Source organism: Martelella sp. FLE1502 (assembly GCF_053484255.1).
The window spans coordinates 14,093-27,379 of record NZ_JBAKFQ010000031.1 but is presented as its reverse complement, the minus strand read 5'-3'; the positions used below and the strand labels follow the sequence as shown (position 1 = coordinate 27,379).

The 13,287-nt window shown below is 64.3% G+C and carries 13 protein-coding genes; 4 read left to right on the top strand and 9 right to left on the bottom strand.

Features of this window, described 5'->3' with window-relative positions:
- Window positions 1–238: 238 nt before the first annotated feature.
- From V6767_RS19845 to V6767_RS19820, 6 genes are all read right to left on the bottom strand, one after another.
- The gene (locus V6767_RS19845) at window positions 239–1,021 is read right to left on the bottom strand and encodes an ABC transporter ATP-binding protein (RefSeq protein WP_448475042.1); all 783 of its coding nucleotides are present in this window, start codon (window positions 1,019–1,021) and stop codon (window positions 239–241) included.
- Window positions 1,018–1,824 (bottom strand): ATP-binding cassette domain-containing protein, encoded by an 807-nt coding sequence (locus V6767_RS19840; protein ID WP_448475041.1) that lies wholly within the window; start codon window positions 1,822–1,824, stop codon window positions 1,018–1,020. Before V6767_RS19840 ends, V6767_RS19845 begins: the two co-directional genes overlap by 4 nt.
- Window positions 1,821–2,627 carry an ABC transporter permease gene (locus tag V6767_RS19835; RefSeq protein ID WP_448475040.1) on the bottom strand — a complete coding sequence of 269 codons (807 nt, stop codon included), beginning with the start codon at window positions 2,625–2,627 and terminating at the stop codon, window positions 1,821–1,823. Before V6767_RS19835 ends, V6767_RS19840 begins: the two co-directional genes overlap by 4 nt.
- A complete protein-coding gene (locus V6767_RS19830; protein WP_448475067.1) occupies window positions 2,624–3,586 on the bottom strand; it encodes an ABC transporter permease in 963 nt (320 codons plus the stop codon). The genes V6767_RS19835 and V6767_RS19830 overlap by 4 nt, the downstream gene beginning before the upstream one ends.
- Before the next feature lie 6 nt (window positions 3,587–3,592).
- Complete coding sequence (locus V6767_RS19825; protein WP_448475039.1) at window positions 3,593–5,083, bottom strand: ABC transporter substrate-binding protein; 1,491 nt, start codon at window positions 5,081–5,083, stop codon at window positions 3,593–3,595.
- Between the two features lie 183 nt (window positions 5,084–5,266).
- Window positions 5,267–6,658: a helix-turn-helix domain-containing protein gene (locus V6767_RS19820; protein ID WP_448475038.1), complete on the bottom strand. Its 1,392-nt coding sequence runs from the start codon at window positions 6,656–6,658 to the stop codon at window positions 5,267–5,269.
- Window positions 6,659–6,851: 193 nt separating this feature from the next.
- Here V6767_RS19820 and aceA point away from each other — a divergent pair, with 193 nt between their 5' ends.
- The 4 genes from aceA to V6767_RS19800 all read left to right on the top strand — a co-directional run bounded on the left by aceA (window position 6,852) and on the right by V6767_RS19800 (window position 10,518).
- Window positions 6,852–8,138, top strand: a complete 1,287-nt coding sequence (gene aceA, locus V6767_RS19815; RefSeq protein WP_448475037.1) for an isocitrate lyase — start codon at window positions 6,852–6,854, stop codon at window positions 8,136–8,138.
- Between the two features lie 18 nt (window positions 8,139–8,156).
- Entirely contained in the window at window positions 8,157–8,426 is a 270-nt protein-coding gene (locus tag V6767_RS19810) for an SMc00767 family acetate metabolism repressor (protein ID WP_018065003.1), read from the top strand.
- Window positions 8,427–8,806: 380 nt separating this feature from the next.
- A complete protein-coding gene (locus V6767_RS19805) occupies window positions 8,807–9,454 on the top strand; it encodes a DUF1007 family protein (protein ID WP_448475036.1) in 648 nt (215 codons plus the stop codon).
- The gene (locus V6767_RS19800) at window positions 9,442–10,518 is read left to right on the top strand and encodes a nickel/cobalt transporter (RefSeq protein WP_448475035.1); all 1,077 of its coding nucleotides are present in this window, start codon (window positions 9,442–9,444) and stop codon (window positions 10,516–10,518) included. Before V6767_RS19805 ends, V6767_RS19800 begins: the two co-directional genes overlap by 13 nt.
- Here V6767_RS19800 and V6767_RS19795 read toward each other — a convergent pair whose 3' ends face one another.
- From V6767_RS19795 to cysT, 3 genes are read right to left on the bottom strand one after another with little or no spacing between them, the layout of a single operon-like run.
- Window positions 10,519–11,271 carry an ABC transporter ATP-binding protein gene (locus V6767_RS19795; RefSeq protein WP_448475034.1) on the bottom strand — a complete coding sequence of 251 codons (753 nt, stop codon included), beginning with the start codon at window positions 11,269–11,271 and terminating at the stop codon, window positions 10,519–10,521.
- Between the two features lie 12 nt (window positions 11,272–11,283).
- Window positions 11,284–12,120 carry a sulfate ABC transporter permease subunit CysW gene (gene cysW / locus V6767_RS19790; RefSeq protein ID WP_448475033.1) on the bottom strand — a complete coding sequence of 279 codons (837 nt, stop codon included), beginning with the start codon at window positions 12,118–12,120 and terminating at the stop codon, window positions 11,284–11,286.
- A gap of 3 nt (window positions 12,121–12,123) precedes the next feature.
- Window positions 12,124–12,969: a sulfate ABC transporter permease subunit CysT gene (gene cysT, locus V6767_RS19785; protein ID WP_448475032.1), complete on the bottom strand. Its 846-nt coding sequence runs from the start codon at window positions 12,967–12,969 to the stop codon at window positions 12,124–12,126.
- Between the last annotated feature and the right edge of the window lie 318 nt (window positions 12,970–13,287).

Sequence of the window (13,287 nt, the reverse complement as noted above, 5' to 3'; positions counted from 1 at the left end):
CCGATCGGCCACCGACAGCCAATTGGATCATGCCGCGTTTCAACGCGTGAAATGCTGGACGTCCTCACCCGCGGCGGACAGCGAAGTAATCCGGTCTCCCGAATGGACAGACCGGCCCCGCCAATCATGACAAACTCGTTATTTTCTTGAACCGCCCCATACGGCGCACCAGTTTAGCAGTCTCTCCCGCGGTGAAAGCCGCATGGCCCGGTCGGCGGCAAGCCTGGCCGGGCTTTTTTTATCCGCGTTTTTTGCGACCGATCCGGGCCAGCGTCGGTTCGGCGGCCAGCAGGCGCTTTGTATAGGCTTCGCGCGGGGCATCGAGCAGTTGCGGGACTGGCCCTTGCTCCACCACGCGGCCGGCCTGCATCACCACCGCGCGGTCGCAGATCTCGTCGACCACGGCGATATTGTGGGTGATCAACAGCACCGAGAGGCCATGCTCGGCGCGCATCGCCAGAATGAGCTTGAGAATTTGCGCCTGTACCGTCACGTCCAGCGCCGAGGTCGGCTCGTCGGCGACCAGTAGTTTCGGGCGGGTGATCAACGCGCGGGCGATCGCGATCCGCTGGCGCTGGCCGCCGGAAAATTCGTGCGGGTAAAGGTCGATGTCGCGATCCTTGAGACCGACCTCTTCCAGAAGGGCTGCCACCCGCATCCGCCGGGCCTTGCCGGTGGGCGCGTCCGGATCAAGCGCCAGCGGCTCGGCGACGATGCGGCCAACCGTCTGGCGCGGATCGAGCGCGCCATAGGGGTCCTGAAACACCATCTGGAAATGACGCCGCATCCGGCGCAGGTCGCGCGGCCGCTGCGAAAACAGGTCGGCGCCTTCGAACAGCACCCGACCCGCGCTCGGGCGGTCGAGCGCCATGACCAGCCGGGCAAGGGTCGATTTGCCGGACCCGCTCTCGCCGACAATGCCGAGGATTTCACCCGGCTCGAGCGCAATCGAGACATCGTCCAGGGCGGTGTGCCCGCCATAATGCCGGGTCAGTCCCTCGGTCTGCAGCAGCGGGGTCATGATCCGCCCTCCAGTCCGGCGCGCACCCGTCTGGGCAGCGATGCGAGCAGCGTCCTGGTATAGTCATGGGCGGGGTGGCGCAGCACGTCTTCGGTTCTGCCGTCCTCCATTTTCCGCCCGTCATGCATCACCAGAACCCGGTCGGACATGCGGGCGATGACGCCGATATCGTGGGAGATCAGGATCAGGCCGATGCCGAGTTCGGCGACGAGATCGTCGAGAATGTCGAGGATCTCGGCCTGCACGGTAACGTCGAGCGCCGTGGTCGGTTCATCGGCGATCAGCAGCCCGGGCTTGAGCGCCAGCGCGATCGCGATGCCGACCCGCTGGCGCTCGCCGCCGGAAAGTTCGTGCGGATAGGAATTTATTCTTGTCCTGGCATCGCGGATACGGACCATGTCCATCAGACGCAGCGCTTCTGCCTTGGCGTCGGCCCGCGAGATCGGACGATGCAGAAGCAGCGCCTCGGCGATCTGGCCGCCGGCGGTCATGGCCGGGTTCAGCGCGGTCATCGGTTCCTGAAAGATCATCCCGATCTTTGCCCCGCGCAGTCGGGTGAGCCTGCGTTCCGGCAGCGCCAGCAGGTTTTCGCCGTCGAGCAGGATTTCACCCTCCGCCCGGGCCGTTCGCGGCAGCAGGCCGATCACCGAGAGCGCCAGCACCGATTTGCCCGATCCGCTTTCGCCGACAATGCCGAGCGTCTCGCCCTTTGCCAGCGACAGGTCGATGCCGTGCAGCACCTCTCGCCGTCCGCCGCGCCGGTCGGGGAAACTGACCCTGAGATTGCGGATATCGAGCATCATGACGCCTCGCGCGGGTCGGTCAGCCGGCCGAGGCCATCGCCCAGAAGGTTGAGGCCGAGAACGGAGAAGGCGATGGCAAGGCCGGGGGCCAGCACCAGATGCGGCGCGCTTGCGAGATAGGTCTGGGCGTCGGCCAGCATCCGCCCCCAGCTCGGCGTCGGCGGCGCCACGCCGAGGCCGAGGAAGGAAAGACCGGCCTCGGTGAGGATCGCGAGCCCGGTCTGGATCGCGACCTGCACGATGATCTGGGCGGCGATATTGGGCAGTACGTGTTCGAGCGTGATCCGCGTTCCGGTCTTGCCGGCCATGCGGGCGGCGAGAATATAGTCGCGCGCCCAGACCTGCAGCGCCGCGCCCCGGCTGACGCGGGCGAAGACCGGCACCATGAACAGCGCGATGGCGGTGACGGTGGTTACCGGTCCGCCGCCAAGTACTGCGGCCAGCAGCAGGGCCGACAGCACCGGCGGGAAGGCGAAGACGATATCGTTGACGCGCATGATCGCGGCCTCGGCGACGCCCCGCCTTGCGGCCGCCATCGCGCCGAGCGCCGTGCCAAGCGTTCCCCCGATCGCGACCGCGGAAAACGCGATCGACAGCGAGGTCCATGCGCCGGCCATGATCATCGACAATTCGTCGCGGCCGAACTGATCCGCGCCGAACAGCCCGCCGGGGCCGGGGGGCTTGAGGCGGAGCGGAATGTTGATCGCGGCGGGATCCATCGGCGTCCAGAACCGGCTGAGGATCGCGGCGGCGACCAGCAGGGCGGTGATGACGCCGCCAAGAATGAGAGGCAGGTGTTTCATCGCGCAGCCTTCAGGCGCGGATCGATCACCGCGTAAAGCGTGTCGACCGCGAAATTGAGGCCCATGACGATGACGGCGAACAGCAGCGCGACATTCTGGATCACAATCAGGTCGCGCTGGGCGAGCGCCTGATAGGCAAGCGTGCCAAGGCCGGGCAGGGGGAACACGTTTTCGACCAGCACGGTGCCGGCCATCAGCACCGAGATCTGCATGCCGAGCATGGTGACGACCGGGATCAGCGCATTGGGCACGACATGACGCCACAGCGCCCAGGCGCGGCTTGCGCCCTTGGCCCGCGCCGTACGCACGAAATCCTCGCGTGCGACGTCGATGACAGCCGCGCGCGTCACCCGCGTCAGCACGGCAGCCTGCGGGATGGCAAGCGCGATCGCAGGCAGGGTCAGCGCATTCATTGCGGGCAGCAAGCCCGCCTGCCAGCCCGGAAAGCCGCCGGTCGGAAACCAGCCGAGCGTGAGCGCCACGCCGAGGATCAAGAGCAGGCCGATCCAGAAGCCGGGCACGGCAATGCCGATCTGGGAAAAGAAGGTCGCGACGATATCCGCCGGTCCGCCCGGCTTCTGACCCGCGAACACGCCGAGCGGCAGGGCGATCGCGAGCGACAGCGCCACGGCGTAACCGGCCAGCGGCAGGGTGACGGCGAGGCGCTCGCCGATCAGCGCGGCGACCGGCGTCGAATAGGTGTAGGACAGGCCGAGATCGCCGGTGAGCAGCCCTGCCAGCCAGTCGCCATAGCGCAGGAGGAAGGGTTGGTCGAGGCCGAGCTGGCTTCTGAGCGCGGCTAACGTATCCGGGGCCGCCGAGGTGCCGAGCATGATCTCCGCCGGATCGCCCGGAACCGCCGCCATCACCGCGAAGATGATGAAGGAGACGGCCAGCAGGCTTGCGGCGAGAAAGGCAAGATTTCCGGCGATGCGCCGCACCGCCGGCCGGGTTTGCAACACGGTCTACTCGCCCCAGTGCACGCCGGTCATGTCGTTGGAGGGAACCGGCTCGTTGGTCCACAGCCCCTCCAGGTCTGCGTTCCAGACGCCGATCTTGGGCCAGGCATAGAGAAACAGCGCCGGCACGTCCTCGGCCAGGATTTCCTGTGCCTTCTTGTAGCCCGCAAGCCGTTCCTCTTCGCTGGTGGCATTGGCGATCGCCGTCATCGTCGCGTCGAATTCGGGATTGTCATAGTTGAAGTAATAGGGATCACGGGCATAGATGCCGATATCGAGCGGCTCGGCATGGCCGATAATGGTCATGTCGTAATTGGTGTCCTTGAACACGTCCTGCAGCCATTTCGCCGGAAATTCGGAGGATTCGATCGTGGCGGTCACGCCGATCTGGGCGAAATAGGCCTGCATGATTTCCGCCGCCCGTTCGGCATAGCCGCGGTTCGGCGCCTTGATGGTGAATTCCAGCCCGTCGCCATAGCCGGCCTCGGCCAAGAGCGCCTTTGCCTGCTCCGGATCGTAGGGCAGCACGCCGGTGAGGTCCTCATAGCCGGCATCGGACGGCGAGAAATGGCTGCCGATCGGGGTGCCGTAGCCGGAATTGGTGGCGTCGATGATCGCCTGCCGGTCGATCGCCATCATCAGCGCCCGGCGCACACGGCGGTCGTCAAAGGGCGGTTTGGCATTGTTCATGCCGGCCACCACTTCCATGCCGGTGGTGCCGGGCACGACGTCGAAGGCGTCATTGGTCTCGAACGTGCTCACCAGTTCGGGGGCCGCGAATTCCGGTATGGCGTCGACCCCGCCGGAGGTGAGGGCCGCCGCCTGCGCCTGCGCATCGGCGATGAAGCGGAAGGTCACGGTTTCAAGCGCGGGTTTTTCGCCCCAGTAATTCGGGTTGCGGGCGAGGGTTACCTGATTGCCCTTCTTCCATTCACCGAATTCGAACGGGCCGGTGCCGACCGGAACGGTGGCGTTGGTCGCCTCGCTGTCCGGCTCCACCATCACGGCGGCCGGAAAGCCGAGCCAGTAGAGCAGGTCGTAAGCGGGGCGGGAAAGGGTAAGCGTCAGCGTGTGCGCGTCGGTCGCCTCGACGGTCTCGATAGCGCTATAAAGCGCCTTCTGCGGATTGACGCTGTCGTCCGCGATGATGCGGTCGATCGAGTATTTCGCGGTTTCGGCGGTAAACGGCTTGCCGTTGTGGAAGGTCACGCCCTCGCGCAGTTTGAACGTATAAGTCAGCCCGTCGTCGGAGACCTCCCACGCCTCGGCAAGCTGCGGGGCGATGTCGCCGTTCTCGTTCACCGTTGTCAGTCCCTCGAACAGGTTCTTCCAGACCACCTGGCCGATCGCGACCGGGGCGGCGGCCGTCGGGTCGAGCCCGGTCGGCTCGATCCCCATGCCGACGATGACGTCGCTGCGGGGTTCCGCAAGCGCCGGCGCGGCAATGAGGCCGGCGACAAGCGCGGCTGCGGCGAGGGTTGTGAATGTGCGGGTCATGCGCTCCTCCAAGCGGTGTCAGGTGGGAGCGTCTATAGCGGGAATGGTCGAGCGGTGTAAATAATTTAGCGCGTTTTTGGATAGAGTGTAACTATAAACAATACACTAGTTCTCGCACCAACTCGCTGTCTCGTTCACCGGCAGCTTGCTCTTGCCATTCGGGCCGCGATCCCATGGCGCATCTCAGCGGAAATCGAAGGCCGAAAGGCCGGCGACCATTTCGTCGAGGCCGAGCGGTCGCGTCACCGGCGGTTCGGCGCGCGACAGACAGCCGATCCGCTCGCAGAGCCTGCAGACCGGCCCGATGGGCGTGGCGGGCTGTTCCGGCTTGGCGTAGGCCGTCGCGGCGGCGTGCTCGAACGGCAGGCCGAGCAGCATCGCCGTCAGATGCGGCCGTTCGCCCGATACCGGCTCCGGCCCCTCCACCGTCCGCGACAGCGTCAGGAATTCCGCGCCATCCGGCATTGCGGTGCGCTGCACGATCAGCCGGCCCGCGTTTGCAAAGGAATCATAGACGTCGAGCCTCGGACATTCGCCGCGAAAGCCGCCTTCGCCGATTCGCCGCAGGATGTTGCCGGCCACATCGATTTCCATGGCGAAGAAAGGCGGTCCGGCATTGTCCGGCCGTTGCAGGCTGACCAGCCTTGTCGCGGCCTGGGCGAAGGAAACGCCGAACCGCCCGGCCAGAAGCGAGATGTCGTACCGGTCCCTGCGGGCGGCCTCCACGAACGGGCCGTAGGGCATCAGCAGCGCGTGGGCGGCGTAGCGGGCAAGCTCGAACCGCGCGATCCGCCGCGCCTCGTCGCCGGAGAGCGCCAGCGTCTCGATCGCTTCGGCGATCTCCTCCCGGAAGGCGAGCAGCGCCGCCTCGATCGCGATTTCGCGCTGGCGGTCATGGGGCGAAAACCGGGCGGAAATGAACAGCCGCATGGTGTGGCGGTCGAAGCGGCGGCCGAGATTGACCAGGGCATGCGGCGGCAGCACCCTGACCGCGATACCGTGCTTTGCGCGCAGCCAGTCCTTGAGCGCGGCCGACATTTCGTCGCCGGGAGCAAGTTCGGCGTGAAGCGCCTCGGCGGCGCGGTCGAGCGCGTCGAAATACCATGGTCGCCGCGATAGCGCCTCGCGCACCTCGTCATGCGGCAGCCGCCTTCCGGCAAGATGCGTCTGGCGGCCCTCCTCGGCGAGCAGCGCTGTCAGGTCGGACAGGCGGGCGGCCTGTTCCTGATAGGCGCGGTAGAGCTTCATCATCCCGATCGCCGCATTGGGCGCGGCCTCGGCGACCTCGATCAGTTCCTGATCGCCGGGCAACTCGCCAGACAGCAGCGGATCGGCGAACACCGCCTTGAGCTGGCCGATTGTGCCGCCGCTTTCCCCCTGCAGCGAGGCGATGTCGACATCGTAGACGGCGGCGAGTTTCAGCAGCAATTGCACCGTCAGCGGCCGCTGGTTGCGCTCTATCAGGTTCAGATAGGATGGCGAGATCGCCAGCGCCTCGGCCATCGCCGTCTGCGTCAACTCCATCTGCTTACGCAACCTGCGCAAGCGGGGGCCGGCGAATATCTTGCTCTCCATAACCCGAATTCCTTTTTACAAATTTTACAGATTTACAAAGCCGATCTGTAAAAGAGGCGACAATATAACCCGATTTCACGCCGAATACAGCTCATTTTATTGGATTTCACGCCTATTTCCCGTTAATCTTGTCACATCGAAAGCAGATGTCTCGGGTTGAGACGGACGCGAATACTAAAGTGAGGAGAAAGAAATGTCGGAATTTTACAAACTTGTCGAAGGCGCGGTCGAAGGCCGGTTTGACGGGATCGAGCGTCCCTATAGCGTCGAGGACGTGAAGCGCCTGCGCGGCTCCATGCCGATCCGCGCCACGCTTGCGGAGGAGGGCGCCAAGCGTCTGTGGACGCTGATCCATGACGAGGATTTCGTCAATGCGCTCGGCGCGCTCTCGGGCAATCAGGCCATGCAGATGGTCCGCGCCGGGCTGAAGGCGATCTATCTTTCCGGCTGGCAGGTCGCGGCCGACGCCAACACCGCCTCGGCGATGTATCCGGATCAGTCGCTCTACCCGGCCAATGCCGGGCCTGAACTGGTCAAGCGCATCAACAAGACGCTGCAGCGCGCCGACCAGATCGAGGTCTCGGAAGGTCAAGGCCTCTCCGTCGATACTTGGTTCGCGCCGATTGTCGCCGACGCCGAAGCCGGTTTCGGCGGCCCGCTCAACGCCTTCGAGATCATGAAGGCCTATATCGAGGCCGGCGCGGCGGGCGTCCATTTCGAGGACCAGCTTGCCTCGGAAAAGAAATGCGGCCATCTCGGTGGCAAGGTTCTGATCCCGACATCGGCCCATATCCGCAACCTGACGGCAGCCCGGCTCGCCGCCGACGTCATGGGCGTGCCGACGCTGGTGATCGCCCGCACCGACGCGGAAGCCGCCAAGCTTCTGACCTCGGACATCGACGAGCGCGACCGGCCCTTCGTCGACTACGATGCCGGGCGCACGCCGGAAGGCTTCTATCAGATCAAAAACGGGCTGGAATCCTGCATCGCCCGCGCGGTCGCCTATGCGCCGCATTGCGATCTCATCTGGTGCGAGACCTCTAAGCCTGATCTGGAACAGGCGAAACGCTTTGCCGAGGGCGTTCACAAGGCGCATCCGGGCAAGCTTCTGGCCTATAACTGCTCGCCGTCCTTCAACTGGAAGAAGAACCTCGACGATGCCGATATCGCACGGTTCCAGCGCGAGCTTGGCGCGATGGGCTACAAGTTCCAGTTCATCACGCTGGCGGGCTTCCATCAGCTCAACTACGGCATGTTCGAACTCGCCCGCGGCTACAAGGAGCGCCAGATGGCGGCCTATAGCGAGCTCCAGCAGGCGGAATTCGCGGCAGAGCGCAACGGCTACACCGCGACCCGTCACCAGCGCGAAGTCGGCACAGGCTATTTCGATGCCGTGTCGATGGCGATCACCGGCGGCGCCGGCTCGACCACCGCGATGGGCGAATCCACCGAAACCGCACAATTCGAGGCAGCAGAATAGGCAAGGGAGGACTACGCAATGACACCGAAACTCAACGTCAAGGAACGCGCCGAGGCGCAATCGGGCGAAATGTCCGCCGAGCAGCAGGCCGCCATCCGCATGGTCGCCAATGATCTCCACCGGCTGAACCAGGCGGTGATGCGGGCGGTCGATGCCGGCGTCTCGGTCGAGATCATCCGCTCGGCCCGCCACCACGGCGGCGGCAAGTGGGGCGACCTGCTGACGCCGATCATCATCGCCGGTGCCGCGGCCGCGCCGGCGCCGGAGGAAAATCTCAGCGCCCATTGAACGCGCGCATCACGACAAGGCGCGTCCCTTTGACGAGGGGCGCGCCTTGGACCGCTGAACAAGCATCACGCTTTGACCATCTTGGGTCTTCGGCCCTTCGTTCTTGTGTCATGCTCGGACTTGATCCGAGCATCCAGGCGGGTTGGTCGATAAGTTTGCGACGATTTATAACGAAACCTTGCCGAGTGGCCTGGATCCTCGGGTCAAGCCCGAGGATGACCCGGAATGTGGGAGACGCTCGTCAGTAAACGGAGGTGCGACCCTGTACCGAGGGGCGCGCTTGACGTTTCCGAGTGCATTTTACGCGCGCAAATCGCGCTCGCGCCAAAATCTGAGAAAACGGGCTTTTTTCTGACTCAGTTTTGCTCCAATGAAGCAGCATGACGTTTCACCGCAGCCTGAGCATCGCCGCCCTTTTCTGCCTCGCCGCCGCCCCGCAGGCCGGCGCCCATCCGCATGTCTTTGTCGATGCGCGGCTGGAAGTGGTTGCCGATGGCGACGGCAATGTCACCGCTCTGCAGAATGTCTGGCGCTTCGACGAGTTCTTCTCGTCCTCGGTCATTCTCGATTACGACGCCAACATGGACAATCAGCTGACCGGCGATGAGCTGACGGAAATCGGCGATACCGTGCGCCAGTCTCTCGCTGAATACGGCTACTACACCCAGATCAACGACAATGGCGAAGACGTGCCGCTGGCAGAGCCCGACGTCATCCATGCCGACATGATGGACGGGCAATTGCTGCTGATCTTCTCGGCAAAGCCGTCGAGGCCGGTCAAACTCGATGGTCATCTCACCTTCGGCATCTATGATTCCACCATGTACACCGCGATCGACTTTCAGCGCGATGAAGACCTTGTGATGATCGGCGATGCCTTTGAGCGTTGCAAGGCTGCGGTGGTGCGACCCGACCCCGATGAGATCATCTCCGAAAACAGCGATGCGCTGACGGCGGCGTTCTTCAACGATCCGACCGACATGAGCAAGCTGTTCGCAACCCGCCTGGACCTCACATGCACCGAATGATCCGCCCGATCGCGCTTGTCCTGCTTCTGGCGCTTCTGGCTTTTCTGATATTCGGCCTGAACCAGAAATCGTTCTCGGCCTCGCCGCTCGGCATCGGCTCGTCCGAGCCGTCATTCTCCTCATCCTTCGGCCCGCTGCAATCGGTGCTGATGACCATCAACCAGTATCAGCAGGAATTCTACCGCGCGCTGACGGCGGCGTTGAAGGCAATGAAGGATGATCCGATGAAGGTGCTGGGCCTCGTCGGCCTTTCCTTCGCCTATGGCGTGTTCCATGCCGCAGGCCCCGGCCATGGCAAGGCGGTGATCTCGTCCTACATGATCGCCAATGAAACCGAGCTGAAGCGCGGAATCGCGATCTCGCTCGTCGCTTCGCTGGCGCAGGGCGTGACGGCGATCCTGCTGGTGGGCGCGGCCTATCTGTTTCTGCGCGGCACGGCGGTTTCGATGCGGGACGCCACGCTGTTCATGGAGCGCGCGAGCTTTCTGCTGATCGCCGCTTTCGGGCTGTGGCTGCTCTATACCAAGACCCGTGCGATCTTCGCGGGCACAGGCCATGGGGCTCACGATCATGACCATGGACACGGTCATGGCCATGAGCACGGCGCGCACCACGCTGCCCACAACCACGATCATCTTCATGATCACGACCATCATCATGACCATGATCACCATGTGCATGGCCCCGATTGCGGCTGCGGCCATGTGCACATGCCGGAACCGAAGGATCTCGGCGGCAAGGATTTCGACTGGAAGGGCGCGGGCTCCGCCGTGCTGGCGATCGGCATGCGGCCCTGCTCGGGCGCGCTGATCGTGCTGACTTTCGCGCTGTTGAACGGGCTGATCCTCGGCGGCATCGCCTCGGTCTTCGCCATGGCGATCGGCACCGCGATCACGGTCTCGATCCTGGCGATCATCGCGGTCTCGGCCAAGGGGCTCGCAGTGCGGCTCGCCGGTCGCGGCTCGAAGCGCGCGACGCGGATCGGCTACGGCATCGAGATCGGCGGCGCGCTTCTGGTCACGCTTCTGGGCCTGACGCTGTTTGCCGCCTCCATGACAGGCTGATCAGATGCCGGCGCCCTGGTTCTGGTAATTGCTCATGCCTTCGAGGAATTCCGCGACGAACGGTGTCGCGGGCCGGCGCAGCAACTCCTCCGCCGTGCCAAACTGCTCGATATGTCCTTCGGACATGACGGCGATCCGGTCGGCGATCTCGAAGGCTTCCTCTTGGTCATGGGTCACCAGAATGGCGGAGATGCCTACCTTTCGTTGAAGATCGCGGAGCGCGCCGCGCAAGCCCTTGCGGATCTTGGTGTCGAGCGCGCTGAAGGGCTCGTCGAGCAGCAGCAGGCGCGGCTCGATCGCAAGCGCGCGCGCCAGCGCTACGCGTTGACGCTGGCCGCCGGAAAGTTGCGAAGGGTAGCGATCGGCAAGGTGCCCGATCTCGGCCATGTCCAGCAGGTCGCGCACCCGCTTGCCGATCTCCTCGCGTGAGGGGCGTTTGGCGCGCGGGCGCATCTTCAGCCCGAAGGCGGCGTTTGCGGCCACCGTCTTGTGCTCGAACAGCGCATAGCTCTGGAACACCATGCCGAAGCGGCGCAGTCGCGCTTCCAGCCCGGTAATGTCCTCACCCTCCATCAGGAGCCGGCCCTCGTCGGCGAATTGCAGCCCGGCGATGATCCTGAGCAGCGTGGTCTTGCCGGAGCCGGACGGTCCGAGCAGCGCCACGAACTCGCCTGGACGGATATCGAGGTCGACGCGGTCGAGCACCTTGTTGCTGGCGTAGGACTTGGAAATGTTTTCGACTGTGAGGGCCATTGTCGGTCTTTCTCAGTGCGCGTGCGGGTGGCGGGATTCGATCACCGATCGAAGGATCAGCGTGATCACCGCGATCACCGTCAAAATGGTGGCGGCGGCAAAGGCGCCGGTCACGTTGTAATCATCGTAGAGCAGCTGCACCTGCAGCGGCAGCGTCATGGTCTCGCCGCGAATGTTGCCGGAGACGACGCTGACCGCGCCGAATTCGCCGATGACGCGGGCATTCGCCAGGATCGCGCCATAGAGCAGCGCCCAGCGGATATTGGGCAAGGTGACGTGGAAGAAGGTCTGCCAGCCGTTCGCGCCGAGCGTCAGCGCCGCTTCCTCCTGATCGCGCCCGGCGACCTCCATCAGCGGGATCACCTCGCGGGCGACGAAGGGGCAGGTGACGAACAGCGACACCAGTACGATGCCGGTGAGATTGAACATCAGCTGGATGCCGTATTGATCGGCATAGCTGCCGACAAGGCCGGTGGAACCATAGACCAGCAGATAGCAAAGGCCCGCGACGATCGGGGAGATCGAGAACGGCAGCTCGATGATCGTGATCAGAACCCTCCGGCCCGGAAACCGGAACCGGGTCACGGCCCAGGCGGCACAGATGCCGAAGGCGATATTGACGGGCAAGGCGATCAGCGCGGTGATGACGGTCAGCTTGATCGCATGCAGGGTTTCCGGTTCGAGGAGGCCTGAGGCGTAAACGCCGATGCCTTCGGAAAAGGCGCGGGCGAAGATTGCAATGCTCGGCAGGCCCATGATGAGCGCGGCAAAGGCAACGGCGACAAGCACCAGCGCCGCCCGCTTCATGCTGCGTCTGCGCCTGAGCGCCTTGACTTGCGGATGGACCATGGCTCAGCCTCCCCTCGACATATGCCGTGCGGCGCGGTTCTGGGCGATGTTTGCGAGGATCAGCACGAGGAGCGCCAGCGCCAGCACCGTGCCGGCAATCGCGGCTGCGGCGGGGAAATCATATTCATCGAGTCGGATCATGATCAGCAATGAGGCGATCTCGGTCTTGAACGGCATGTTGCCGGCAATGAAGATCACCGCGCCGAACTCGCCGAGCGACCGGGCAAACGCGAGCGACGCGCCCATGATGAAGCTCGGGAAAAGTTGCGGAAACACGATATGGCGGAACACCTGGAAATCGGTGGCGCCGAGCGTCTGCGCGGCCTCTTCCAGATCGTGGCTCAGGCTTTCCATCACCGGCTGCACGGTGCGCACGCCGAAGGGCACGGAGGTAAAGGTCATGGCGAGCGCGATGCCCCACCATGTATAGGCGACCTTGATGTTGAACTCCGACAGGAGCATGCCCATCCACCCATTGCGGTCGTAGAGCGCCACCAGCGCAATGCCGGCAACGGCGGTCGGCAGCGCGAAGGGCAGGTCGATCAGCGCATCGAGCAGGCGTTTTCCGGGGAATTTATAGCGCACGATCACCCAGGCGAGCAGCAGGCCGAAACAGGCGTTGAACACGGTGGCAAGGGCTGCCGCCGAGATCGTGACCCGGAAGGCCGCGAGCGTGCGCGGATTGGTGATGATCCGCCAGTAATCGGCAAAGCCGAGCTGGCCAAGCTGCCAGAACAGCGCCGACAGCGGCAACAGGATGATCAGGGCGACAAACAGCAGCGTGGTCCCGAGCGTCAGCCCGAAACCCGGCATGACGCTGCGGTTCGCGCGTCTGGTCGCTGTCGACATGATGAACGTCATGATGGCCTTTTCGCGGTGATGCCGGAGGCTATAGCAATTCCTGCCGCATGGGGCACGGGTTTTGTTTGGTGCTAGGTGCCGAAGATGCCGCAGCCGCCAGCGAGGCGCACCGCCCTCACAACACGCCAATCTCCCCCCTTGAGGGGGAGATGCCCGGCAGGGCAGAGAGGGGTGAACCCTCTCAGAGAGCACAGAGTTCGCGGCTTGTGCCCGTTACCCCTCTCTGTCGCTTTCGCGACATCTCCCCCTCAAGGGGGGGAGATTGGGGCGGTGAGGTTTGTGCTCACCGCGACGCCCTGCGATACG